This is a genomic window from Citrobacter sp. CK180 (assembly GCF_030333655.1).
Lineage (GTDB): Bacteria > Pseudomonadota > Gammaproteobacteria > Enterobacterales > Enterobacteriaceae > Citrobacter_B > Citrobacter_B koseri.
The window spans coordinates 88,060-111,704 of record NZ_JAOWFM010000028.1; the positions used below are offsets into that span (position 1 = coordinate 88,060).

Genomic DNA, 23,645 nt, shown 5'->3' on the forward strand with positions numbered 1-23,645 from the left:
ATGGCGCTACGCTTATCGGGCCTACAAGTCGCGTGGCAAGTACCGTCCGGCCTTGCCACACTCATTTATTCCGCCTGCGGCGAAAGCTGCGCTAATGCCTGCTTAATACTGCGTTCAATCACTGCCCGGCGGGAATCATTGGCGGGCAGCAATTTCAGCATCATCTCCCAGGCTGCGACCGCCTCGCCGAAACGCTGCTGCTCGAAGGCATTAAACGCATACATACTCAACGTCCGAATATTGGCATGATCGCTTCTCACCAGCTGGCGCAACAGCTCCCCTCCCCGACGATTATCATCAGGATCGGAAGAACGGGTCAGCGCTTCCGCATACCCTAATGCGGCATCGCTATTTTTGGGGTCCAGTCTGTACGCATTGGCATACGCTTCCGTCGCCGTGCTGGCATTCCCCAGCACCATGCCGATACGCCCAAGCATAATCCAGCCTTCCACATTGCCAGCATCGCTTTGCAGTCGGGTACGCAAACCAAGCGCCAGGCGTGTCATCTCTTCTTCATTCAGCGGCTGCGCGTCAGGGTCCAGCGCGCGCTCCAGCAGCGCTGGCGTCTGCGCCGTAGCCTGTTGCCAGATTTTTACCTGCTGATAGTTACCGGTCTGGTAGTAACTTACCGCCCCGACAATCAGCGCGATCACAACCCCGGGAGCAAACAGCCATAATCCGGCCTGGCGTCCCTTCGGCGTCACCTCATCAGAAAAGGTTTCCTGTTTAACACGTACGCGCCGCCGCGAACGGGCGAAGATAATCCAGCCGCCAGCGCCAATAGCGGTGATCGGCAAGATCCACAACAGCACGGTAAGCGGCGTCAGCGGCGGATCGTAGGTGACGAAGTTACCGTAGCGCGCCACCATGTAATCAACGATCTCCTGCTTGCTTTTACCTTCCTGCATCAGTTCATAAACCTTCTGACGCAGGTCGGTGGCAATCATCGAGTTAGAGTCCGCGATGCTGTTGTTCTGGCATTTCGGGCAGCGCAGCTGCTCGGTGAGCTGGCGGAACTGCTGCTCCTGCGCTTCATCTTTGAACTGCATAACATCAATAGCAGCCAACGACGAGCCGGAGATCACCAGCATCAGCACGCCCAGTAAGAATCTCATTGCGCGGCCTCCTTGCTGTACTGCTCCCAGAGCGGTTTTATTTCACTTTCCCATACCCTGGCGTTCAGATCGCCTGCATGACGATAACGAATGATCCCTTTGCCGTCGATCAGGAAAGTTTCCGGCGCGCCGTAAACGCCCAGATCCAGCCCAAGCATACCGTCGCCATCAAACAGGCTTAGCGCATAAGGATTCCCTAACTCTTTCAGCCAGGTAATCGCTTTCTGGCGATCGTCTTTATAATTCAGGCCAACCACGCGAATTCCCTGCGCAGACAGCTGATTCAGATACTGATGTTCAGCGCGGCAGGTCGGGCACCAGGTCGCCCACACGTTGAGCAGCACCGGTTTCCCCTGAGTCAGCACGTCTGCCTGATAGTGCTGACCAGGATTTTCCAGCGATTCGAGACGGAAGGTCGGCACCGGTTTGCCAATCAGCGCCGATTCCAGATTCGTCGGATCGTCCCCTTCCGCATTACGCGCCAACTGCCACAGCAACGCCGCCGCAATAACCAGAAAAATGACGAAAGGTATTAACAGTACGTTGCGCTTCATACAGCCTCCGGCGCGGTTTTTTGCGGGCATGAACGCTGGCGATAGCGCGGATCAAACAGGCAGAACAACCCGCCAAGCGCCATCAACAGCCCTCCCGCCCAGATCCAGCGGATAAACGGTTTGTAATACAGGCGCACCGCCCATGCGCCATTGTCCAGCTCTTCGCCGAGAGCGGCATACAGATCGCGGGTGATCCCGCCATCGATCGCCGCTTCCGTCATCATTGAGCTGGTGCTGTTATAAAAACGTTTTTCCGCATGCAGCGTCGCTTCTGCTTTACCTTCCCGCGTCACGCCGATAATCGCCACCCCGCCGCGATAGTTCGGGCCGGTAATCTCCTTCACTTCACGGAAGGTGAATTGATAGTCGTGGATGCTGACGCTGTCGCCCGCTTTCATGCGGACATCACGTTCCACGCTGTAGTTTTGGCTAAACGCGATGCCGACAATCGTCACCGCCAGCCCAACGTGCCCGGCGACCATTCCCCAGTAGCTGAGCGTCATTTTCGTACCGCGCGAAACGCGCTGCGCGACTTCCGCTACCGCCAGCACAAATACCCAGCACGCCATCGCCAGCCCGACCACCGTCATGGCGACAATCTTGTCTTCAAACAGCCACGGCAGCAGCATCGACAACACTAACGTGCTCACCAGCGCGATAACCAACAACCGCTGCAACTTGCGCGGTCTGTCACGTCCCCAGCGAACCAGCGGCCCGATGCCCAGCAGCAGCGCGAACGGCGCCATCAGCCAAGTGAACATGGTATTAAAGAACGGTTCGCCGATTGAAATACTGCCCAGACCGAGCTGTTTATGCACCAGCGGCAGCAATGTTCCCAGCAACACCACCAGCATGGCGGCGATAAGCAGGACGTTATTGGCTAACAGCAGTGACTCACGCGACCAGAGCGCGTTATTCACCCGCGAGCGAACCTTGTGTCCGCGCGTCGCGAACAGCAGCAGCGAACCGCCGATCACCAGTACCATAAAGGCGAGAATAAACATCCCGCGCGATGGATCGGAGGCAAAAGCATGCACCGACACCAGCACGCCAGAACGCACCAGGAAAGTACCGAGCAGGCAGAGTGAGAAGGCGCATATTGAAAGCAGGAGCGTCCAGGCTTTGAAGCTGGCGCGCTGTTCAGTCACCGCCAGGGAGTGCATCAACGCGGTGCCCACCAGCCACGGCATAAATGAGGCGTTTTCCACCGGGTCCCAGAACCACCAGCCGCCCCAGCCCAGCTCGTAATAGGCCCAGGCAGAGCCAAGCACGATACCCAGCGTTAAGAATACCCATGCAGCCAGCGTCCAGGGACGGGAAAAGCGGGCAAAGGTGCTGTCCAGACGCCCACTCATCAGCGCGGCGATCGCGAACGCGAACGCCACCGAGAAACCGACATAGCCCATATAGAGCAGCGGCGGGTGGAAGATCAGCCCCGGGTCCTGCAACAGCGGATTCAGGTCGCGCCCTTCAATCGGAAAGTTGGGCAACGTACGGGAAAACGGGTTGGAGGTGAACAGAATAAACAGCAGAAAACCGACGCTGACCATCCCCATCACCGCCAGTACGCGGGCGACGATATCCAGCGGCATCCGCTGACTGAACACGGCCACGGCAAACGTCCAGCCACTCATCAGCAATACCCATAGCAGAAGCGACCCTTCGTGCGCTCCCCAAGTCGCGGCGACGCGATACCAGACCGGCAGTTGCGTGTTGGAGTTGCTGGCGACATAGGTAACGGTAAAATCATTCACCACGAAGGCATTGATCAGCACCAGAAACGCGCCCATCACCAGGATAAACAGCAGCCAGGAGAATGGCCTCGCCGAGGCCATCATGCGCACATCGCCGCGCCCCACGCCCCACAGCGGATAAACGGATAGCAACAGCGCCACGCCGAGTGCGAGACACAGCAGCGCGTTGCCAATTTCAGGCATCATGATGCTTTATCCTTATAAACGCTTTCCGGGCGACGATGGTTTTCCTGCATCGCTTTTTCAACTTCCGGCGGGGTATAGTTTTCATCATGTTTGGCGAGCACCTCTTTCGCCTGCACATGGTTTTTCTCGCCCAGCTCCCCCTGCACCACCACGCCCTGCCCTTCGCGGAACAGATCCGGCAGAATGCCTTCGTACGTCACATCCACCACGCCTTCGGCGTCGTAGATGCTGAAATTCACTTTCAGCGAATCCGGGTCGCGCTTCACGCTTCCGGGCATGACCATGCCGCCGACGCGCAGGCGTTGCCCCACTTCAGGCAGTTGGTGCGTTTCGCGTTTACCGTAGAGAATTTCGCCTGGCGTATAGAACAGGTCGATATTGGAACGCAGCGCATAAAGTACCAGCGTGATAGTCAGAGCCAAACCGGCCAGCACCGCGCAGGCTATCCACAAACGATTTTTACGACGGAGATTCATGCGGCCTCCCGCTGCGCCTGCGCCGCACGCATCCGCGCTTCACGCGCTCGCTGCTGCGCCACGCCGCGCAAAATCACGCGGTGCTGCATGGCGGTATGCACCACCAGCGCCGCCAGCGGGATCACTGTCATCACAACCGCCAGCCAGACATAAAAGGCGTAACCGCCCATAGCAAAGAAATCACTCCAGGATGCAAATGCGCTGGTCATTGGCGGCCTCTTTTTAAAATCAGTTCACTCACCCACGGGCGACGTTTTTCCATTAACAAAATCAGGTTACGCATCCGCATCAGCGCCAGCGTGATAAACAGCAGCAGATAACCGATAATCGCCAGGCGCAGCGGCGCGCGCATCGCCGGGTCAATGCTCTGCTGCATACGAGTTGATCCCTGATGTAGCGTATTCCACCACTCCACCGAGTAGTGGATGATCGGCAAATTAACGACGCCAATCAGCACCAGAATGCCCGCCGCGCGCCCCGCCAGGCGGCGATCGTCAAAGGCGTGCCACAACGCTATCGCCCCGACGTACAGGAACAGCAGCACCAGTTCAGAGGTCAATCGCGCGTCCCATACCCACCAGGTTCCCCACATCGGTTTGCCCCAGGCGGAACCGGTAACCAGCGCGATAAAGGTAAACACCGCGCCAACAGGCGCCATCGCCGCCACCGCCAGGTTAGCCATTTTCATTTGCCAGACCAGACCGATGAATGCGGCGACCGCCATCGAGGCGTAAATCCCCATCGACCAGATCGCCGCCGGGACATGCAGGTAGATGATGCGGTAGCTTTGCCCCTGCTGATAATCCGCAGGCGCGAAGCCAAACCCCCAGACCCAGCCCGCCGCCAGCACCACCACGCTGGCTATCGCCAGCCACGGGATGAACCAGCCACAGATCTGATAAAGCCGTGGGGGAATCGCCAGTTGATGAAGTGTTTTCCACATAGTTCAGTCACCAGATTCAATCAAAACGAATGAAACTTCAGTTATGCCGGATGACGGCAAAGACGCCTTATCAGACCTACAGACTTTCCTGATAAGCGTAACGTCATCCGGCATCCTACAGTTTGTCGCCAGTCAAAGACCGCGCTACTGCATGCTGATACGTAACGCTGCCGCCGTAGCAAAAGGACTTAACGTTGCGCTGCCCGCCAGCAACGCGCCCAAAATCGCCATATATCCCTCAACGGGCAAATGCATGGAGGCCGCATCCATCGCCGCAGTGGCGAAAATCAGTAACGGAATGGTCAGCGGCAGCACCAGCACGCTCAGCAATACGCCGCCGCGCTTCAGGCCCACCGTTAACCCCACGCCCGGCGCGCCAAGAAAACTCAGGGTCGGCGTGCCAAGCAGCAGAGTCAGCGCCATGATTTGCCAGCCGTACATATCCATTCCCAGCAATAACGCCACCAGCGGGGAGAGGATCAGCAGCGGCAGGCCGGTCACCACCCAGTGCGCCATCACTTTCGCCAGCACTACCGCCGGTAACGGCAGCGGCAGGAGCATCAGTTGCTCCAGGCTGCCGTCCTGTAAGTCATCGCGAAACAGACGCTCCAGCGCCAGCAGCGAGGAGAGCAACGCCGCCACCCAGATAATGCCGGGAACAATGCGCGCCAGCAGCTGCGGCTCCGGGCCAATGCTCAGCGGGAAAAGCGTGATAACAATCAGAAAGAACCACAGCGGGTTAGCGATTTCCGCGCTATGACGAAACGCCACGCGCAGCTCAAGACGAAAGATTTGCCACATCATTGCGCTACCCTCTCGCCGGTCAGCGCGATACGCCGTATTTTGTCAGTCGCGACATTCAGCGGCTGGTGCGTGGTGAGGATGACGATCCCGCCCTGCTGTGTATGTTCAGCCATGCGCTGCGTCAGGCGCTCAACGCCATTGACATCAATGGCGGTAAACGGCTCGTCGAGGATCCAGAGCGTCGCGCGGGTCAGCCACAGACGCGCCAGTGCCACGCGCCGTTGCTGTCCAGCGGAAAGCTGGTTGACGGGGATGTCTTCGTATCCGGCCAGCCCCGCCTGCGCCAGCGCGGCCAGACACTGCGCCGTATCGCCGTCATGGTGGAAAAAGCGCAGGTTCTCCAACGCCGAAAGCCGGGTTTTAATCCCCGGCTGATGTCCAATCCACAACAGATTTTGATGGTAGCTGTCGCGCACGCGGTGCAACGCCTGCTCTTGCCAGCACACTTCCCCTGCGTCGGGGCGCGCCAGCCCGGTGAGCAACCGCAAAAGGGTGGTTTTCCCCGCGCCGTTGCCCCCGGTAATTTGTACCCATTCCCCTGCGTTCACGCGAAACGACAGCCCACTGAACAGTATTCTGTCATCCCGCTCGCAGAGCAGTTCTCTGGCTTCAAGCATACCCACTCATTATTAAAAGCCCGGTTTCACTTCGCGCATATCCGGGAGTTTATGCGCAATCCCTTTGTGGCAGTCGATACAGGTTTGCCCCTCTTTCACTGCCTGGTCGTGCATTTTGGCGGCAACGCCTTTCTGAGCGGTGAGATCCATAAATTCGAAGTTGTGGCAGTTACGGCACTCCCGCGAATTGGTGTCTTTCATCCGTCGCCACTCGCTCTGCGCCATTGTCAGACGGTGATCTTCAAACTTCTGCGGAGTATCTATAATGCCGAACACCTTCCCGTACAGCTCTTTACTGGCCTTGATCTTACGGATCATTTTCGGGCCCCACTCGTGCGGAACGTGACAGTCAGGACAGGTGGCGCGAACGCCGCTGCGGTTGTTGTAGTGCACGGTTTCCATGTATTCCTGATAGACGGTGTTGCGCATTTCGTGGCAGCTGATACAGAACTCTTCGGTGTTGGCCTTTTCCATCCCGGTGTTGAAACCGCCCCAGAAAATAATGCCGCCGACAAAACCGATTAACAGCAACGTGCCAATCGCCAGGCGGCTGGGGCGACGCCACCATTGCCAGACCCGCTTAATCACGCCAGGTTTACGGTTAGAATTTTCCATAATGACCTCTTATTTCCCGTAACCTTTCGACGGGGTAAAGGTATTACCCACGATCGGCGCGGCATCCGCCTGCGGCACATGGCACTGCAAACAGAAGTAACGACGCGGCGCGACTTCGCCTAAAACTTTGCCGTCGCTGTCCATAAAGTGCGTTGGGCTAATACGCGGCGCGCCGGTAGTACGGTAGCTTTCCACACCATGACATTGCAGGCAGCGGTTGGTATTGGTCGTTACCTGATAACCTTCAACGCTATGCGGGATCATCGGCGGCTGATTAACATAGTTCAGCGGCATACGTTCCTGCTCTTTCGGCATGCGAATCGCCCCTTCCTGCGTCCCCGAAACTTCCGGCGACTGGCTCAGATCCACTCCGTTTGCTGCCCAAACCGCACCACTCACCGCCAGGGCAAGCAGGGCCGTCCATTGACACAGCGCTTTCTTCAGGTCATGGCTTTTCATGATTTCGCTCCCGAACTCCATCGTGTTGTTATTGTAAATACGTCCTCAGAACAGACATCCACGCAGCGACCGCACGTCATGCAATCGCGGCTGGTGACCTGCACCGGGCTTTGCTCATCCAGCACCGGCGCACGCAGGACGTGCGGTTCCGGGCAAACATGAAAACAATCCATACAGCGGTTACATTTCTCGCGATCTTTCGCCGCCACCGTTAGCGCGCCTTTACTTCCCAGCACGCCATACAACGCGCCCAAAGGGCAGATATGTCCGCACCAGCCGTGTTCAACGACCAGTAAATCAAATAAAAACAGAGCGATAATCAGCAGTGCGCCGCTACCGAATCCCATCACCAGGCTACGCCCCAGCAGGGAAACCGGGTTTATCCATTCCCACAGTAGCGTTCCGGTTAGCGCCGATCCCACCAGCACGACAACCAGAAGGACGTACCGTATATGACGCGGAATCGTTGCGGACTGATTCAGGTCAAACCTTCTGCGTAGCCAGTTCGCAAAATCGGTAATTGGGTTCAGCGGACAGACCCAACTGCAAAATAATCGCTTTCCTGCCAGGGCATACAGCACCGTAATAATGGCGGCGCCGGTCAGCGCAACGGCGGCAGGTAAATGCCCGCTGGCAAGGCTTTGCAACGTTATCAGCGGGTCGGTTAAAGGAATGGTATCCAGCAACAAGCTACTGCTGTAGTTACCGTGCAGAATCCAGACGCCCGCCCACGGGCCACTGAGAAACATTCCCAGCACCAGAAACTGACTTATCCGCCGCAAAACCAGCCAGCGATGGCTGCGCCACCAGCCTTTTTTCGCTCGCGCTTCGCGCCCGGCATCGCGTTTACGATTTGCCATCTTTCCCCTCCAGCCAGCCGAAGCGGTAGTGGTGCCCCAACTCCCCTTTCGCCAGCGACAGCGGCAACACTTTTATCGCCGGTTGTTCCAGCACACAGACTTTTTCGCACTTACCGCAGCCGGTGCAGGCGTCGCTGTGAACGGTGGGAAGAAAGCGCGCATGTTTGCCGGTGCGCATATTGCGATCCAGCTCCAGCGTGATCGCCTCATCGATTTTTGGGCACTCGCGATAACAAACGTCGCAGCGCAGTCCCTGAAAGTTAAGGCAGTTCTCCTGATCCAGCAGTACCGCCAGCCCCATGCGCGCATCGTCAATAGATTCGATCTCTCGATCCAACGCCCCACTGGGGCAAACTTTGGCGCATGGAATGTCTTCACACATTTCGCAGGGAATATCGCGGGCGACAAAGTAAGGCGTACCGGCAGATAAACCCGAAGCCAGCGTCGCCAGCTTCAGGGTGTCATACGGACATGCCTGAACGCACTGCCCGCAGCGCACGCAAGCGCTGGCGAACGCGTCTTCACCCAATGCCCCCGGCGGGCGCAACCGCACGCCCGTTGCGCGAGCGGTTTGCTGCTGTAACCCCAGCGCTACGCCAACGGCAGCCAGCCCGCCTGCCGTGCGAACCATATCGCGCAAAAAGCGGCGGCGGCCATTTTGGGGTTTCGCTGACCGGGACATGGTGTGTTACACCTTCGCCAGTTTGACGGCGCACTTCTTGAAATCCGTCTCTTTAGAGAGCGGGTCCGTCGCATCCAGCGTCAGGTTGTTCACCAGCTGTGCGGCGTCGAAGAACGGCATGTACACCAGTCCCTGCGGCGGACGGTTACGCCCGCGCGTTTCAACAACCGAAATCACTTCCCCACGGCGGGAGATGACTTTGACCTTATCACCACGGCGCAGGTCGCGCGTTTTCGCGTCCAGCGGATGAATAAAGAGCACCGCTTCCGGGAAGGCGCGATGCAGCTCAGGCACGCGGCGCGTCATGCTGCCGGTGTGCCAGTGCTCCAGTACGCGACCGGTAGAGAGCCACAGGTCATACTCTTTATCCGGCGCTTCCGCGGCGGGTTCAAACGGCAGGGCGAAAATCACCGCTTTGCCGTCCGGCTTACCGTAAAACTTGTAGCCTTCTCCCGCTTTGACATACGGGTCATGGCCTTCGCTGTAACGCCACTGGGTCTCTTTACCGTCAACCACCGGCCAGCGCAGACCGCGCGCTTTGTGATAATCATCGAACGGCGCGAGATCGTGGCCGTGTCCGCGACCAAACCAGGCGTACTCTTCAAACAGCCCTTTTTGCAGGTAGAAACCCAGCTCACGGGATTCATCGTTCAACTGGTCTTCCGCCAGATCGGTCAGCGGGAATTTGCTGACCGCAGGCGTGGCAAACAGAACGTCGTAGAGGGTTTTGCCGCGCAGTTCTGGTTTTTGCGCCAGCAGATCTTCCGGCCAGACCTCTTCCGTTTTGAAACGACGAGCGAACTGCACCAGCTGCCACAGGTCTGATTTCGCTTCACCCGGCGCTTTAATTTGTTGACGCCAGAACTGGGTACGACGCTCAGCGTTACCGTAGGCCCCTTCTTTCTCCACCCACATCGCCGTTGGCAGAATCAGGTCAGCGGCCAGCGCGCTGACGGTCGGGTACGGATCGGAGACGATGACGAAGTTACGCGGATCGCGCCAGCCCGGCATACGCTCTTCGTTGATGTTCGGCCCGGCCTGCATGTTGTTGTTGCACATCACCCAGTAGACGTTCAGCTTGCCGTCTTTCAGCGCACGATCCTGCGCTACGGCGTGCAGACCGATTTTCGCCGGGATGGTGCCCGTTGGGATCTGCCAGTGTTTTTCGCAGATATCACGGTGTTTTTCATTAGTGACCACCATGTCCGCAGGCAGACGATGGGAGAATGTCCCAACTTCACGCGCCGTACCGCAGGCGGAAGGCTGACCGGTCAGGGAGAACGGACCACAGCCTGGCTGGGAGATCTTGCCGGTCAACAGGTGCAGGTTATACACCAGGTTGTTGGCCCATACGCCACGCGTATGCTGGTTAAAGCCCATCGTCCAGTAGGAGATCACTTTTTTCTTCGGATCGGCATACAGCTGCGCCAGTTGCTCCAGCTGATCTTTCGGCACGCCGGTCATTTCTGCGGTTTTCTCCAGCGTGTACTCCGCGACAAACGCTTTGTACTCGTCGAAGCTCATCGGCTCAGAGGCGTCGGAGCCCGGATTCTTCGCCGCTTTTTCCAGCGGATGCGTTGGACGCAGACCATAACCAATGTCGGTCGTCCCTTTACGCAGGTTGACGTATTTGCTGAAGAAATCCTGATTTATCGCATTGTTTTGAATGATGTAATTGGCGATATAGTTGAGGATCACCAGATCGCTTTGCGGCGTAAAGACGATGCCGTTATCCGCCAGCTCAAAGCTACGATGCTGGAAGGTTGAGAGAACCGCGACATTAACGTTCGGATCGGACAGACGGCGGTTGGTGATGCGCGACCACAGGATCGGGTGCATCTCCGCCATGTTAGAGCCCCATAGCACAAAGGCGTCGGCTTGTTCGATATCGTCGTAGCACCCCATCGGCTCATCCATACCAAAAGTACGCATGAAGCCCACCACCGCCGACGCCATGCAGTGGCGCGCGTTCGGGTCGATATTGTTGGAACGGAAACCGGCTTTGAACAGCTTCGCGGCGGCATAACCTTCCCAGACCGTCCACTGCCCGGAACCAAACATACCAATCGCTTCCGGCCCTTTTTCTTTCAGGGAGGCCTTAAATTTCTCTTCCATCACATCGAAGGCCTGATCCCAACTGATTGGGGTAAATTCGCCTTCTTTGTTGTACTGGCCGTCTTTCATGCGCAGCATCGGCTGCGTTAAACGGTCTTTGCCATACATGATCTTGGGCAGGAAGTAGCCCTTAATGCAGTTAAGGCCACGGTTGACCGGCGCATCAGGATCGCCCTGACAGGCCACAATACGGCCCTGCTGAGTACCGACCAGCACGCCGCAACCCGTTCCGCAAAAACGGCACGGGGCTTTGTCCCATTTGATGGCTTCCTGCTGACCAACCACTGCGCGGGCGACGCCCGGCACGCTTAGCCCGGCAGCCGCCGCAGCGGCCGCAACGGCGTTAGCTTTCATAAAGCTACGACGACTGAGTTTCATGGTGTTTCCTCACCTTGCTCATCCTGCTGGTGATAAACCAGCGACACCGCCAGCACGCCCGCAACGTTGCGTACCGACTCAATTGTTTGCATCAGCGTTCCGCTGTGTTCTGCTTCCACCACCACGATCAACTGACCGCTGTCGACATCGCTCAGCGCGACTTCACAGCCCGGAAACTGGTGCAATTGCGTGCTGATGTCGGTGATGTGCTGACTTTTGGCCTGGACGACCAGGCTACAGACCTGCCAGTTACTGTGCTGCATGGTTGTACTCCGCATTGATCGCTGATGTCGGGCAAATGGCGACACACGCCCCGCATCCGCTGCATGCCTGATTGTCGAGTTGCGGCTGATAAATGCCTGACAGCGTGGGGCGAAACGTTATCGCCAGTGGTTCGCAGCTATCCTGGCAGCGATGACACTCAACGGACTGATACGCCAGACAATTCTGCCCAATCGTAAAGTTCAGATCCCAGGCCCTGGTGTGGCGCGGAAGGAAGAGTGATTCAGGACAGGCTTGCGCGCAGGCATAACAAAAGCTGCATTCACCCTGCTTAAAATTAACGCCCGGATAGCCGCCCTGCCCCCGCTGTAAAATGTCGGTTTCACATGCCTGAATGCAGGCGTCGCAACGGATGCAGTGCGTCAGGAAGTGTGATTCGTCCCCAGACCAGGGCGGACGGAGCCCGCTGTTGGCTTTGCGCCAACTGCCTGTCAGTATTCCTCGACGGGATAGATCAACCATGACATCGCCCTTCCATCACGACGCTCACACCGGAAGGTGAACGACTAAATAAACCGCACTACCACTAAGTCATTATTATGATCGGTAAGATATTTCAGGATGTGTTAGAGGTGCATACCCCGATTGGGGTAAATGCTGTCGCCGGATCAAAAGAGTGTGGGGTTAGCGTATCTGAATGTGCTTTTGTTCACATTTCAAAGGGTTATATCAATAAGTATATAACGAAAGGCTTAATTGGAGAATAATCCTATTTAACGTGTAAGAAATGGAATATATCACTATCAAATAAGTAAACACTCAATTAACCATCTTAAAATATAAGTAAATTTAGATTAATAGCCAATATGAATGTGTTAACCTGCCGGGAATCGTTCAGAAGACAGAAGAAAGGAAACGCGGTGAACTCGAAAATGAAGACAATTGTACCTGCCGTACTGTTAGCGGCTTTCGCCAGTACCTCCGCATGGGCGGCGACCAGCGATGCCAATACGCAACCTCTGGAAAAAATCGCGCCGTATCCGAAAGCGGAAAAAGGGATGAAGCGCCAGGTTATCCAGCTTACTCCCCAGGAAGATGAGTCTACCCTGAAAGTGGAACTGCTGATCGGCCAGACGCTGGAAGTGGATTGCAACCGTCACCGTCCTGGCGGCGAACTGGCGAGCAAAACGCTGGAAGGCTGGGGTTACGACTACTACGTTTTTGATAAAGTGACTTCCCCGGTTTCTACCATGATGGCCTGCCCGGATGGCAAGAAAGAGCAGAAGTTTGTGACGGCCTATCTGGGCGATGCCGGAATGGTGCGTTATAACAGCAAGCTGCCGATCGTGGTGTACACCCCGGCTAACGTGGAGGTGAAATACCGTATCTGGAAAGCGGAAGATAAAGTACAGGACGCAGTGACGCGTTAAGGAACGTTTTGCCGGATGGCGGCGTACCGCCTATCTGGCCTACATATTGCTCGTTGTAGGCCGGATAAGTGCAGCGCCATCCGGCATGCCGCAATACGTTTTTACAGCGCGATATCCGCGACAGCTTTATGCGCCGGCTGCGGTTGAACCTGCGGCTTAAGCTGCGGTTTTGGCGCTTCGTCCACCACCTGCGGCTTGTCATATTTCAGCCCCAGAACGTCGCTGGTGTATTGCAGCTCTTGTTCCGTGGCCTCAATATTGCCGTTCAGCTTAGTCCCGTAAGACGGAACAATCGTTTTCAGCTTCGCCTGCCATTCCGGGCTGGCCACTTTCTCTTTAAACACTTTTTCCATCAGATGCAGCATGATCGGCGCAGCAGTGGATGCCCCCGGAGACGCGCCCAGCAGCGCGGCAATCGTACCGTCTTTGTCGCTGACCACTTCAGTGCCCAGACGCAGTACGCCGCCCTTGTCTTCATCACTCTTGATGATCTGCACGCGCTGGCCCGCCTGCCACAAACGCCAGTCTTCTTTCTTCGCCTGCGGATAGTACTCTTTCAGCGCTTCAAAGCGTTCATCATCGCTCAGCATCACCTGGCTAATCAGGTATTTCACCAGATCGAAGTTATCCATCCCTACGTTAACCATCGGCATAAAGTTAGAGGTCGTGGTCGAACTCAGCAGATCCCACAGCGAACCGTTTTTCAGGAACTTCGTGGAGAACGTCGCGAACGGCCCAAACAGCACGACGCGTTTGCCATCCAGAATACGGGTATCGATGTGCGGTACGGACATCGGCGGTGCGCCGACCGACGCCTGGCCGTATACCTTCGCCAGGTGGTTGTTAACCACATCCGGGTTCTCTGAAACCAGGAACTGGCCGCCAACCGGGAATCCCGCGTAATCTTTCGCTTCAGGAATGCCCGTCTCCTGCAACAACTTCAGCGCCGCGCCGCCCGCGCCGATAAAGACAAATTTCGCCTTAATCGCATGTTCTGCTTCACCGTTTTTCAGATCGGCGACGGTCACGGTCCAGGAGTTATCCGCGTTACGTTTAAATCCACGGACTTCGGTATTCAGTTGCAGCGCAAAGTTCGGTTTTTTCTGCAACGATGCCACCAGCTGACGCGTGATTTCCCCGTAGTTCACGTCAGTACCGATTTCAGTGCGGGTCGCGGCAACCTTCTGTTTCGGGTCGCGACCTTCCATGACCAGCGGCGCCCACTCTTTAATTTGCGCATGATCTTCGGAGTAACGCATACCGCGGAACAGCGTGCTCTGCTGCAACGCGGTATAGCGGGCGCGCAGGAAATTGACGTTATCATCGCCCCAGACAAAGCTCATGTGCGGAACGGTATTGATAAACGAGTGTGGTTCGTGCAGAACGCCGCTCTGTACCTGATGCGCCCAGAACTGGCGGGAAACCTGGAAGGCTTCGTTAATGTCGACTGCCTTTTCGATGCTGACGGAACCGTCGGCTTTTTTCGGCGTGTAGTTCAGTTCCATCAGCGCGGAGTGGCCTGTTCCGGCGTTGTTCCAGCCGTTAGAACTCTCCTGTGCAACCCCATCCAGTCGCTCAACCATGGTCATTGACCACTCCGGTTCCAGCTCCTGCAAATAGGTTCCCAACGTAGCGCTCATGATGCCGCCGCCAATCAACAGTACATCCGTTTCCTGCTCTTCGGTCGCTTTCGCTTTTGCCGCCATCGAGACAGCATTCAGCCCCACAGCCATGGTGAAGAGCATGGCAGTCACTTTTTTCATAATGTTAATGCCTTACTTTTAGTATCGTTTTTTTTGCTTTTTGCAGGTGAAAATCGAGCGGCATCAACGTTAACACTTCAGGTAAAAGATTTAAATATTGTTTATAAATTATATTAAGATTTTAAAAACGTTAGTAATACGTTGAATATTTATAAGGTTATTGACGATTAATGGGCAACAGCATTTCCGCATCGCTAATCGCCATGCTTTTGCTGTTACGGATGATCAGGCGTAATCAGGCGGTTAAAGCAGAAATACCGTCGCCAGCCCCAGAAAAATAAAGAAACCGCCGGTATCGGTAATGGCGGTAATCATCACGCTTGAGCCGACCGCTGGGTCGCGCCCGAGCTTTACCATCGTCATCGGGATGATCACGCCCATCAGCGCCGCCACCAGTAAATTCAGCACCATCGCCAGCGTCATAACGCCGCCAAGGGCGATATCGTCGTAGAGCCACCAGGTCACGCCGCCCATGATGCCGCCCCAGACAAGGCCGTTGACCAGCGCCACGCCCATTTCACGCAAAATGAGAAAGGTCAGGTTGCCGGGCTGAATATTTTGTAGCGCCAGCGCGCGAACAATCATGGTAATGGTTTGATTCCCGGTATTGCCGCCAATCCCGGCGACAATCGGCATGAGAGAAGCCAGCGCCACCAGTTGCGAGATCGTGTGTTCAAAGCCGTCGATCACCCGGGAGGCGATAAACGCCGTGCACAGGTTTATCGCCAGCCATGCCCAACGGGTTTTTACCGCTTTGACGACGGGCGCAAAGACATCTTCTTCGGCGCTCAGGCCCCCCATGCGACGCAGATCGGTGTCGGTTTCTTCGTAGACCACATCAACGATCTCATCGATGGTCAGGCGTCCCATCAGTTTGCCGGAAGGATCGATCACGGCGGCGCTGACCAGGTTGTCACGTTCAAAGGTGCGCGCCGCATTCTCAGAGATATCTTCCGGGGCAAAGGTCAGCGGATCGTCATCCATCACGTCGCTGACTTTACGCTGCGCGTCACTGAGCAGAATACGCGTCAGAGACAGCTCGCCGACCAGTATTTTATTCCGGTTCGTTACAAAGAGTTTGTCGGTGTTTTCCGGCATTTTTCCCAGACGGCGTAAATAGCGCTGCACCACCTCCAGCGTCACGTCCGGGCGCACGGTGATGACCTCGAATTCCATGATCGCCCCGACGCGATTCTTCTCGTAGTGCATAACCTGACGGACGCGGGCGCGCTCCTCCGGCGGCAGCGTCGCCAGCAGTCGCCCGGTGAGGTTACGCGGCAGGTGCTGAACGAGATAAATCTGTTCGTCAATGTCGAGGTATTGCAGCGCGTCCAACAGCGCGCGGTCGGTCATTTCATCAATCAGGTCATCCCAGACGTTTTCGGACGCTTCCAGCAGCACTTTGCCGCGTTTTTCATTCTCGACCAGCCGCCATAAGGCATGACGTTCTTCGGAAGGCAGAGCTTCAAGGGTATCCGCCAGGTCCGGCGGCGGCAGGTGAGCCACCAGCGCCCCTACCTCAGCAATATCGTCGGCCAGCGTACCGACATCATATTGCTCAGCCAGGGTGAGCTTACCTGACAGGGCGGAAATAATCGCTTTATCGGTGGTGAGCAGCCAGATAAGACGCGCACGCTCTTCATCGCGCAGTCTGGCGCTGTTTTTGGTCATTGCGGACATTAATTATAAATCCATGAAATGAGATGCCATTAAGCATGGCGTGAGGTTATATAAATAACAATAAACGGCACCGAGAATGGACAAAAAATCAGCATCATGCAGGGAATGGCAGGCCCGATAAGCGTCGCGCCATCGGGCAACCAGGCCGGATGCGGCTACGCCTTATCCGGCCTACAGGATCAGGCGGTACGCGCAACCGCATCGCGGGAGGCGGCGTCGCGTTCATCGCCGACCAACTCACTCAACTGCCCGTTACGCATCTCCAGCAGGCGATCGGCGTGAATAAAGTAATGATCGTCATGACTGATCGCAAAGATGGTTTTGCCCATCTCCTGCATCAGCGGCAGCAGCACCTGATAAAATTCACGGCGGAAATGCGGGTCCTGATCGGCGGCCCATTCATCCAGCAGAATGATGTCACGCTCCTCCGCCAGCGCCAGCAGCAACGCCACGCGCTTTTTCTGCCCTTTCGACAGCTTCAGGTTCAGAATCCGGCCATCGCGTAGCTCCAGCTTGTGCGCCATTTTCAGTTGCTCAAGCCACTTTTCCACCAGTTCCGCTTTGGCCGGTTTGCCTTCCGGCCCCAGCAGTTGATCAAACAGCCAGACATCGGTAAACACAGCGGAAAAGAGTTTCCGGTAGTCCTCAGGACGCTCTGCGGAAAGCGTTTTGCCATCCAGTAAAATTTCGCCTGACTGAGGCTGGTACAGCCCCGTCAGCAGCATCGCCAGCGTCGATTTCCCGCTACCATTGCCGCCAATCAGAAACAGCAGTTCCCCGCGCTGGATGGTCAGGTTGATCGGCCCGACTGAAAACGCATTATCCTGATAATGGAAAACGACATTGCGTAACTCCAGCGTTTTCCAGTCAGGAAAGGCGTCAGGACGAGGAAATTCCGCTTTAAACGGCGCCAGCGAAAATTTATTCAGCTTGTTGAAAGCCACCTGCGCGGTGAGCAGCGTCGGCAACGCGCCAACCGCAGAGAGCAGCGGCGTGCGCAGGAACAGCAGCGTCAGCGAATAGGTCGCCGCCACGTTGGTATCCGCCCAGCCCAGGCTGTTCGCCATCCAGAACACCAGACCAATCGCGCCCAGCATCATAATGTTTGACCAGTTAACGGCGCTCAGGTGGAACGTATCGGCGCGAATAATATGGTGGCGATACTCTTTCGCATCCGGGATATACGAATGGTTAAAGATATGTTCCGCGCGCTCACGGTTCAGGGTCAGCTCTTTGCGCCCTTCCAGCACCGTCTGAAAATCCTGATACAGCTTATCTTCCGTTTCGCGCAGCGTCGCCATGTGCTTATACACGCGCGCCACCAGCACAAACCCGCCCCAGATTGTAATTGCCATCCAGATTGCCGTCACCAGCAGCATTTTGGTGGATAACATCGCCAGATACGCGGCGGAACCCACCGTCAGGATGATCCCCTGAACCAGCTCCGGCAGGCGCACGAACGCGATCGTGATGTTGCGGATATCACTGGTTAACCCTGCCAGCAGCGAGGCGCTGCCCAGTTGTTCGATGCGCTCAACCTGCGTGTCCAGAATACGTTTGATAAATTCGCTGCGCAGGCGATAGACAAAATGGTGTCCTAACGCGGTTAAGGCCAGTTGGGAGCCCAGCGTCACCGCCATCAGTAAAAGCAGCAGCGCGAGAAATTCCGGCAGCACCATCAGCGTGGTATCCACCGTTTCGATGAGGCGCTGATTGATAAAGGCAATCAGGCCAATCCCCAGCGCAGCGCTGGCGAGGCTGAGCGCCATCACGCTGATAAATGGCCAGCGATACTGCCGCCAGACAAGAAGAAGTAGTTCCATTCATACAACCCGGGCAAGGAATAACAGCCCGCAGTTTAAACATCTCAACGCCGACAGCAATAATAATTCTTATTTTTATTCTTTTTTACCCGCCTGGCGAAACGTCAGGTTGTAACGACAGTCCGCCGTCAGCGGATGAAAGCCCGCTTTAAGCGGTTGTATGCCGTGGTAAAACAGCCGCGATTCACCGCCCCAGACCACCACATCGCCGTGCTCCAGCAAAAGGCGTTTTAACGGATCGTTACGACGCAGGCCGCCAAACTGAAAAATGGCCGGAAGGCCCAAAGAAACCGACACAATCGGCGCGCGCAGATCCGGTTCGTCTTTATCCTGATGCAACGACAACTTTGAGCCGGGCGTATAGCGATTGATAAGACAGGCATCCGGCTGAAAATCAGCATAGCCCGCCGCGATCGCCGCGCGATGACACAGGCTGGTAAAGACCTCAGGCAGCGGCGGCCAGCGCCGCCCGGTTAACGGATCGACGGGAGAATAGAGATATCCGTGTTGATCCGTCGTCCAGCCGAGCTGACCGCAATTTGTCATCGCCACCGACATGGTATAGCCGCCGGGCGTCACCATCTGGCGAAATGGCGACTGCGCGGCGACCGCCGCGATGGCCTCAATCAGCGATGGCGCCTCGCGAAAGGCGAAACGGCGCAAGATAACCGCGCCGGACGCCAGCGGCTCTTGCCAGGGTTCAGCATCCGCAAATAAGTCCAGCATCATTTATCCTCATGTCGCGCCTCTCGTTGCAGAAGCTGCGCCTTGCGCGCCACGCCCCAACGATAACCCGATAGCGCGCCGTCGCCGCGCACCACCCGATGGCACGGGATCACAATCGCCAGTTTATTTGCCCCGCAGGCGCTGGCAACGGCACGAACCGCCTTCGGCTTGCCGATTGCGCTGGCTATCTGCTGATAGCTGACGGTTTCCCCACAGGGAATCGTGCGCAGCGCCTGCCAGACCTGCTGCTGGAACGCGGTGCCCTGAATATCTAACGGCAGTGACAGCGGCATATCGCGTGCATTAATACTGGCGATAACCTGGCGCACGCGCTGCTGGAAAGGGCGATCAGCGGGTTCATCCTGCGCGGCGGGAAACAGTTCATGCAGGCTGGCAATAAGCCCGGCATCATCATCGCCCAGCAAAATCGCGCAGATTCCCCGCTCGCTCTCCGCAACCAGGCAGCGTCCCAGCGCACAATCCGCGAGGGCATAGCGAACGGGGAGATTATCGCCGCCCTTACGAAACTGCTTCGCCGTCATGCCGAGCGTCTCATCCGCTTTGCGATAGTAACTGCCGCTGTCGGGAAAACCGGCGTTCAGGATCGCCTGCGTTACCGTCTCTCCTTTCGTCAGCGCATCGCGCAGACGGCGGGCGCGCCAGGATTGCTGCCAGGCTTTTGGCGTCATTCCCGTCGTGGCTTTGAACAACCGGTGCAGATGAAATGGGCTCATTGCCACCTGCTGCGCCAGGGCGTCCAGCGTGATGGGGGCATCCTGTTCCAGTAAACGGCAGGCGTGCGTGATTTTATCCAGCTGATGCTGTCGGGCGTTGTCTTTGTCTGGCTGGCAGCGTTTGCAGGGGCGGAATCCTGCGGCCAGCGCCTGCTCCGCACTGGCAAAGAAACGAACGTTTTGCCGCAACGCGTGTTTTGCCCGACAGGACGGTCGGCAAAAGATGCCGGTGGTCTGTACCGCAAAAACAAACTGACCATCGGCGTCAGGATCGCGATCCAGCACCGACTGCCAGCGTGCATCGTCGTTTATGCGTGAGAGATTTTTCATCATGGACTCCTTCATTAAGCATAGTGCTTAGTCTCAGTGTGTCCGTAAGTCAGCGCACGAAAACCCGAAATCTTGCTTTTTAATTTTTATCACTCACGAGGAAGCTTTTGAACTGCGGCGACATCCAGGTTTTAAACCCCTCGCCCTCTTTCATGATCATGTACACCGCCAGCCCTTCCCGGCGCACCACCTCTTTGGCCTTTTCCGTGCCGAGCACCATCAACCCGGTATCCCAGCCGTCCGCTTCCAGCGCCGTCGGGGCGATAACCGTCACGGAGACCAGATTGTGTTCTATGGGACGCCCGGTCTGCGGATCAATGACGTGAGACAGGCGCTTCCCGTCCAGTTCGTAATAGTTACGGTAGCTGCCGGAGGTACTGATGCCATGCCCGTTAATATCGACAATCGCCTGTACCGCGTTTTCTTGATCGGTCGGTTTTTGGATCGCCACACGCCAGGGTTGCCCCTGCGCATTCATGCCGCGACTGTTCAGGGCGCCGCCGACGGAGACCAGATAGCGGGCAATGCCTTCCTGTTCCATCAAGCGCGCCAGATGATCGGCCGCATACCCTTCTCCCACGGTTGAGAGATCGACGAACAGATCCGGCAGATCTTTTTGCAGATATTGCTGTCGCGCCTGATTGATAACCCGCAGATATTGCAGCCCGGTCTTTGCTTTTGCGCTGTCAATCTGCGGCTGTGTGGGAACATGTAGCGGCTGTTGCTCCGGGCCGAACCCCCACAGATTCACCAGCGGCCCCACGGTGATATCCATCGCGCCGTCGGTTTTCGCGCCAATGCGCAGCGCCGAGGTAATGATATCGGCCATTGCTTCGCTAACCGGCCAGGGAGAAAGACTTTGCGAATGGTTGAAGCGCATCAGCGCCGAGTCATTTTTGTACGTGGACAACAGCTGATCGTCGGCATCAAGCTGCGTCTGAATTCTGTTACGTAATTCCTCAGCACGGCTGGCGTCCACATCCACCACGTTGACCCGCCAGAAGGTGCCCATCGTTTTCCCTTCCAGTGCGGTTGCAGCAGGTGACGCTGTATCAGCCGGTTTTGGGGCATCATCGCACCCCACAAAAAAGATCGTCGTGGCCAGCAGCGCTGCCCGACAAAAGGTCATTTCCATACGTGATTATCCTCATGCGAACGCGCGCAAGAGTACACCAAAAATCGCTATTTGTACGCCGTAAAAAACGCATTAAAAAAGGGCCCGCAGGCCCTTTAGTTGACATTGTCCGCAATCAGAACTGGTAAACCAGGCCCAGAGCAACGATGTCATCAGTGCTGATACCCGCGTTACGGGTAAAGGTGTTGTCATCCAGCAGGTTGATTTTGTAATCAACGTAGGTAGACATGTTTTTGTTGAAGTAGTAGGTCGCGCCAACATCAACATATTTCAGGATATCCTGATCGCCGTAGTTGGTGGTGCCGTTGGAGATATCCTTACCTTTAGATTGCAGGTAAGCCACGGACGGACGCAGACCGAAGTCGAACTGGTACTGTGCAACCACTTCGAAGTTTTGTGCTTTATCAGCAAAGCCATAAGAGTCGCTACGGCTGTTCTGGGAAGAACCAAAGCGGGTTGCGTTGTAAGTCTGAGAGTACTGCGCTGCCAGGTAAACGTTGTTAGCGTCGTATTTCAGACCACCGGTATAAACGGTCGCACGATCGCCGCTGCCGTATACGCCAGCCGAATTCTGGTCAGCAGTACGTTTGGAAGAGGTGATTGCACCACCAACGCTGAAGCCTTCGCCGATATCATAGGTCAGAGATCCGCCGAAGCCGTCGCCGTTCTGTTTCAGCAGGCTACGACCATCCGCAACGTCGTTTTCACCGCTGGCGCTGCCGTTTTTACCCTGATACTGCAACGCAAAATTCAGACCTTCAACCAGACCGAAGAAGTCAGTATTACGGTAGGTTGCCAGGCCGTTAGCACGCTGCTGCATGAAGTTATCCGCGCCGTAGGTGTCGCCGCCGAATTCCGGCAGAACGTCGGTCCAGGCCGTTACATCGTAGATTACGCCGTAGTTACGACCGTAGTCGAAGGAACCTGCATCGCCAAATTTCACACCAGCAAACGCCACACGGGTCCAGGAGTTGTTAGTGGTTTCAGCGTCGTTACCCTGAATCTGATATTCCCACTGACCGTAGCCGGTGATCTGATCGTTAACCTGGGTTTCGCCTTTGAAGCCGAGACGCATATAGGTCTGATCGCCGTCGTTGCCATCGTCATCAGAGAAATAGTGCAGACCGTCGACTTTACCGAACAGGTCCAATTTGTTGCCGTCTTTGTTATAAACTTCAGCCGCATTTGCTGCGCCTGCTACCAGCAGAGCCGGTACCAGGAGGGACAGTACTTTAACTTTCATGTTATTAACCCTCTGTTATATGCCTTTATTTGCTTTTTTATTGCCACTGCATACTGATTAACCCTCTTAACCAGTCGGCAATTTCATTCTCCGCAAAAATGCAGAATAATCCAACACGGATATGATACTAAAATCTTTAAAATGTTTCATTTATCGCCATAGGTGTTTCAAATTATTAATGGCATGGAACTTTTTTAAAAGCAAAAAATGGGACAAATAAGCACGAATCATCAAAACATATTTATTTTTCATTATAATTCAACGTATTATATTCATGAAAATCATAGCACTGAATGATAAAACAAAATCTTCACTCGCAACTAAAATAGTCAGCGCTATCATCATTAACTTTATTTATTACCGTCATTCATTTCTGAATGTCTGTTTACCCCTATTTCAACCGGATGCCTCGCATTCGGTTTTTTTTTACCCTTCTTTACACAAATTTTATCTTCTTGTGCTACCGGATTTAAATAATCACAACGGTTTACTACCCCCCTCGTGATAATCACCAGTCATGCCAACAAATAATTTCTTGTTATTTAGTGCTAAATTTTATTTCATTGTGTTTATATTTATACATCTGCGCCAACGCTGTACACGTTTTGCTTAGGGAAGGTGCGAATAAGCAGGTCATTTCTTCCCAAGCTGACTCGCTGATTAAAATTTCGCGGATCTGGGCCGATTTTTTTCCCGCAAACACATCGAATCAGCCTATTTAGGCTATTTTTTCCACCATTTCTGGCGTTATTTCCGGTTTTTACTGAGATCTCTCCCACTGACGTATCATTTGGTCCACCCGAAACAGGTTGGCCAGGGTGAATAACATCGCCAGTTGGTTATCGTTTTTCAGCAGCCCTTTGTATCTGGCTTTCACGAAGCCGAACTGCCGCTTGATGATGCGAAACGGGTGCTCCACCCTGGCACGGATGCTGGCTTTCATGTATTCGATGTTGATGGCCGTTTTGTTCTTGCGCGGATGCTGCTTCAAGGTTTTTACC

Annotated in this window: 25 protein-coding genes; 2 read left to right on the forward strand and 23 right to left on the reverse strand. The window is 55.6% G+C overall.

The annotated features are described in order from the left end of the window. Nucleotides 1–65: 65 nt before the first annotated feature. The 15 genes from OGV50_RS02490 to napF all read right to left on the reverse strand — a co-directional run bounded on the left by OGV50_RS02490 (nucleotide 66) and on the right by napF (nucleotide 12,302). Entirely contained in the window at nucleotides 66–1,115 is a 1,050-nt protein-coding gene (locus OGV50_RS02490; RefSeq protein WP_200090839.1) for a cytochrome c-type biogenesis protein CcmH, read from the reverse strand. Next, nucleotides 1,112–1,669 carry a thiol:disulfide interchange protein DsbE gene (gene dsbE / locus OGV50_RS02495; protein ID WP_012131561.1) on the reverse strand — a complete coding sequence of 186 codons (558 nt, stop codon included), beginning with the start codon at nucleotides 1,667–1,669 and terminating at the stop codon, nucleotides 1,112–1,114. Before dsbE ends, OGV50_RS02490 begins: the two co-directional genes overlap by 4 nt. Next, entirely contained in the window at nucleotides 1,666–3,609 is a 1,944-nt protein-coding gene (locus OGV50_RS02500) for a heme lyase CcmF/NrfE family subunit (protein ID WP_047462438.1), read from the reverse strand. Before OGV50_RS02500 ends, dsbE begins: the two co-directional genes overlap by 4 nt. After that, entirely contained in the window at nucleotides 3,606–4,085 is a 480-nt protein-coding gene (gene ccmE, locus OGV50_RS02505) for a cytochrome c maturation protein CcmE (protein ID WP_047462435.1), read from the reverse strand. Before ccmE ends, OGV50_RS02500 begins: the two co-directional genes overlap by 4 nt. Then, nucleotides 4,082–4,294: a heme exporter protein CcmD gene (gene ccmD, locus OGV50_RS02510; RefSeq protein WP_012131557.1), complete on the reverse strand. Its 213-nt coding sequence runs from the start codon at nucleotides 4,292–4,294 to the stop codon at nucleotides 4,082–4,084. The genes ccmE and ccmD overlap by 4 nt, the downstream gene beginning before the upstream one ends. Continuing rightward, entirely contained in the window at nucleotides 4,291–5,028 is a 738-nt protein-coding gene (locus OGV50_RS02515) for a heme ABC transporter permease (RefSeq protein WP_012131556.1), read from the reverse strand. Before OGV50_RS02515 ends, ccmD begins: the two co-directional genes overlap by 4 nt. Before the next feature lie 144 nt (nucleotides 5,029–5,172). Continuing rightward, a complete protein-coding gene (ccmB, locus tag OGV50_RS02520; RefSeq protein WP_012131555.1) occupies nucleotides 5,173–5,832 on the reverse strand; it encodes a heme exporter protein CcmB in 660 nt (219 codons plus the stop codon). Continuing rightward, nucleotides 5,829–6,455 (reverse strand): cytochrome c biogenesis heme-transporting ATPase CcmA, encoded by a 627-nt coding sequence (gene ccmA, locus OGV50_RS02525; protein ID WP_101724221.1) that lies wholly within the window; start codon nucleotides 6,453–6,455, stop codon nucleotides 5,829–5,831. Before ccmA ends, ccmB begins: the two co-directional genes overlap by 4 nt. A 6-nt stretch (nucleotides 6,456–6,461) precedes the next feature. Continuing rightward, nucleotides 6,462–7,064 carry a cytochrome c-type protein NapC gene (gene napC, locus OGV50_RS02530; protein ID WP_012131552.1) on the reverse strand — a complete coding sequence of 201 codons (603 nt, stop codon included), beginning with the start codon at nucleotides 7,062–7,064 and terminating at the stop codon, nucleotides 6,462–6,464. A 9-nt stretch (nucleotides 7,065–7,073) separates the two neighbouring features. After that, nucleotides 7,074–7,523, reverse strand: a complete 450-nt coding sequence (napB, locus tag OGV50_RS02535; protein WP_047462429.1) for a nitrate reductase cytochrome c-type subunit — start codon at nucleotides 7,521–7,523, stop codon at nucleotides 7,074–7,076. Further along, a complete protein-coding gene (gene napH, locus OGV50_RS02540; RefSeq protein WP_047462425.1) occupies nucleotides 7,520–8,383 on the reverse strand; it encodes a quinol dehydrogenase ferredoxin subunit NapH in 864 nt (287 codons plus the stop codon). The genes napB and napH overlap by 4 nt, the downstream gene beginning before the upstream one ends. Then, nucleotides 8,370–9,065 (reverse strand): ferredoxin-type protein NapG, encoded by a 696-nt coding sequence (gene napG / locus OGV50_RS02545; protein WP_058667724.1) that lies wholly within the window; start codon nucleotides 9,063–9,065, stop codon nucleotides 8,370–8,372. The genes napH and napG overlap by 14 nt, the downstream gene beginning before the upstream one ends. A 6-nt stretch (nucleotides 9,066–9,071) precedes the next feature. Then, nucleotides 9,072–11,558, reverse strand: a complete 2,487-nt coding sequence (napA, locus tag OGV50_RS02550; RefSeq protein ID WP_012131548.1) for a nitrate reductase catalytic subunit NapA — start codon at nucleotides 11,556–11,558, stop codon at nucleotides 9,072–9,074. Further along, complete coding sequence (gene napD, locus OGV50_RS02555) at nucleotides 11,555–11,821, reverse strand: chaperone NapD (protein ID WP_012131547.1); 267 nt, start codon at nucleotides 11,819–11,821, stop codon at nucleotides 11,555–11,557. The genes napA and napD overlap by 4 nt, the downstream gene beginning before the upstream one ends. Continuing rightward, nucleotides 11,808–12,302 carry a ferredoxin-type protein NapF gene (napF, locus tag OGV50_RS02560; protein ID WP_024130164.1) on the reverse strand — a complete coding sequence of 165 codons (495 nt, stop codon included), beginning with the start codon at nucleotides 12,300–12,302 and terminating at the stop codon, nucleotides 11,808–11,810. Before napF ends, napD begins: the two co-directional genes overlap by 14 nt. Before the next feature lie 77 nt (nucleotides 12,303–12,379). On the opposite strand from napF, the gene yojO reads away from it, so the two are divergent. Then, nucleotides 12,380–12,547, forward strand: coding sequence for a protein YojO (yojO, locus tag OGV50_RS23600; RefSeq protein ID WP_487490358.1), 168 nt, complete (start codon nucleotides 12,380–12,382; stop codon nucleotides 12,545–12,547). Between the two features lie 165 nt (nucleotides 12,548–12,712). Next, a complete protein-coding gene (eco, locus tag OGV50_RS02565; RefSeq protein WP_200090840.1) occupies nucleotides 12,713–13,210 on the forward strand; it encodes a serine protease inhibitor ecotin in 498 nt (165 codons plus the stop codon). A gap of 101 nt (nucleotides 13,211–13,311) precedes the next feature. Here eco and mqo read toward each other — a convergent pair whose 3' ends face one another. The 8 genes from mqo to OGV50_RS02605 form a co-directional block, all read right to left on the reverse strand. Beyond that, nucleotides 13,312–14,973 carry a malate dehydrogenase (quinone) gene (gene mqo / locus OGV50_RS02570; RefSeq protein WP_200090841.1) on the reverse strand — a complete coding sequence of 554 codons (1,662 nt, stop codon included), beginning with the start codon at nucleotides 14,971–14,973 and terminating at the stop codon, nucleotides 13,312–13,314. 243 nt (nucleotides 14,974–15,216) lie between these two features. Next, on the reverse strand, nucleotides 15,217–16,653 hold the full coding sequence (gene mgtE, locus OGV50_RS02575) for a magnesium transporter (protein ID WP_012131543.1): 1,437 nt from the start codon (nucleotides 16,651–16,653) through the stop codon (nucleotides 15,217–15,219). Nucleotides 16,654–16,832: 179 nt separating this feature from the next. Further along, on the reverse strand, nucleotides 16,833–18,476 hold the full coding sequence (locus tag OGV50_RS02580; RefSeq protein WP_104868425.1) for a multidrug ABC transporter permease/ATP-binding protein: 1,644 nt from the start codon (nucleotides 18,474–18,476) through the stop codon (nucleotides 16,833–16,835). A gap of 75 nt (nucleotides 18,477–18,551) precedes the next feature. After that, on the reverse strand, nucleotides 18,552–19,202 hold the full coding sequence (gene alkB, locus OGV50_RS02585; protein ID WP_115614670.1) for a DNA oxidative demethylase AlkB: 651 nt from the start codon (nucleotides 19,200–19,202) through the stop codon (nucleotides 18,552–18,554). After that, nucleotides 19,202–20,266, reverse strand: a complete 1,065-nt coding sequence (gene ada, locus OGV50_RS02590; RefSeq protein WP_024130161.1) for a bifunctional DNA-binding transcriptional regulator/O6-methylguanine-DNA methyltransferase Ada — start codon at nucleotides 20,264–20,266, stop codon at nucleotides 19,202–19,204. Before ada ends, alkB begins: the two co-directional genes overlap by 1 nt. A 79-nt stretch (nucleotides 20,267–20,345) precedes the next feature. Next, nucleotides 20,346–21,401 (reverse strand): FAD:protein FMN transferase ApbE, encoded by a 1,056-nt coding sequence (apbE, locus tag OGV50_RS02595; RefSeq protein ID WP_275374835.1) that lies wholly within the window; start codon nucleotides 21,399–21,401, stop codon nucleotides 20,346–20,348. A gap of 115 nt (nucleotides 21,402–21,516) precedes the next feature. Further along, nucleotides 21,517–22,644: a porin OmpC gene (locus OGV50_RS02600; RefSeq protein WP_012131537.1), complete on the reverse strand. Its 1,128-nt coding sequence runs from the start codon at nucleotides 22,642–22,644 to the stop codon at nucleotides 21,517–21,519. 760 nt (nucleotides 22,645–23,404) lie between these two features. Further along, the coding region (locus tag OGV50_RS02605; protein ID WP_031493805.1) for an IS5/IS1182 family transposase at nucleotides 23,405–23,645 on the reverse strand (241 nt) is incomplete at its 5' end.

Bases quoted from the DNA above. Each gene is read 5' to 3' on its own strand.
- napF (WP_024130164.1), bottom strand. From the start codon at position 12,302: ATGGTTGATCTATCCCGTCGAGGAATACTGACAGGCAGTTGGCGCAAA.
- apbE (WP_275374835.1), bottom strand. From the start codon at position 21,401: ATGGAAATGACCTTTTGTCGGGCAGCGCTGCTGGCCACGACGATCTTT.
- mqo (WP_200090841.1), bottom strand. From the start codon at position 14,973: ATGAAAAAAGTGACTGCCATGCTCTTCACCATGGCTGTGGGGCTGAAT.
- ccmE (WP_047462435.1), bottom strand. From the start codon at position 4,085: ATGAATCTCCGTCGTAAAAATCGTTTGTGGATAGCCTGCGCGGTGCTG.
- dsbE (WP_012131561.1), bottom strand. From the start codon at position 1,669: ATGAAGCGCAACGTACTGTTAATACCTTTCGTCATTTTTCTGGTTATT.
- ada (WP_024130161.1), bottom strand. From the start codon at position 20,266: ATGAAAAATCTCTCACGCATAAACGACGATGCACGCTGGCAGTCGGTG.
- napA (WP_012131548.1), bottom strand. From the start codon at position 11,558: ATGAAACTCAGTCGTCGTAGCTTTATGAAAGCTAACGCCGTTGCGGCC.
- ccmD (WP_012131557.1), bottom strand. From the start codon at position 4,294: ATGACCAGCGCATTTGCATCCTGGAGTGATTTCTTTGCTATGGGCGGT.
- OGV50_RS02515 (WP_012131556.1), bottom strand. From the start codon at position 5,028: ATGTGGAAAACACTTCATCAACTGGCGATTCCCCCACGGCTTTATCAG.
- OGV50_RS02490 (WP_200090839.1), bottom strand. From the start codon at position 1,115: ATGAGATTCTTACTGGGCGTGCTGATGCTGGTGATCTCCGGCTCGTCG.
- mgtE (WP_012131543.1), bottom strand. From the start codon at position 16,653: ATGTCCGCAATGACCAAAAACAGCGCCAGACTGCGCGATGAAGAGCGT.
- napB (WP_047462429.1), bottom strand. From the start codon at position 7,523: ATGAAAAGCCATGACCTGAAGAAAGCGCTGTGTCAATGGACGGCCCTG.
- alkB (WP_115614670.1), bottom strand. From the start codon at position 19,202: ATGCTGGACTTATTTGCGGATGCTGAACCCTGGCAAGAGCCGCTGGCG.
- napD (WP_012131547.1), bottom strand. From the start codon at position 11,821: ATGCAGCACAGTAACTGGCAGGTCTGTAGCCTGGTCGTCCAGGCCAAA.
- yojO (WP_487490358.1), top strand. From the start codon at position 12,380: ATGATCGGTAAGATATTTCAGGATGTGTTAGAGGTGCATACCCCGATT.
- OGV50_RS02600 (WP_012131537.1), bottom strand. From the start codon at position 22,644: ATGAAAGTTAAAGTACTGTCCCTCCTGGTACCGGCTCTGCTGGTAGCA.
- napG (WP_058667724.1), bottom strand. From the start codon at position 9,065: ATGTCCCGGTCAGCGAAACCCCAAAATGGCCGCCGCCGCTTTTTGCGC.
- OGV50_RS02500 (WP_047462438.1), bottom strand. From the start codon at position 3,609: ATGATGCCTGAAATTGGCAACGCGCTGCTGTGTCTCGCACTCGGCGTG.
- OGV50_RS02580 (WP_104868425.1), bottom strand. From the start codon at position 18,476: ATGGAACTACTTCTTCTTGTCTGGCGGCAGTATCGCTGGCCATTTATC.
- napC (WP_012131552.1), bottom strand. From the start codon at position 7,064: ATGGAAAATTCTAACCGTAAACCTGGCGTGATTAAGCGGGTCTGGCAA.
- eco (WP_200090840.1), top strand. From the start codon at position 12,713: ATGAAGACAATTGTACCTGCCGTACTGTTAGCGGCTTTCGCCAGTACC.
- napH (WP_047462425.1), bottom strand. From the start codon at position 8,383: ATGGCAAATCGTAAACGCGATGCCGGGCGCGAAGCGCGAGCGAAAAAA.
- ccmB (WP_012131555.1), bottom strand. From the start codon at position 5,832: ATGATGTGGCAAATCTTTCGTCTTGAGCTGCGCGTGGCGTTTCGTCAT.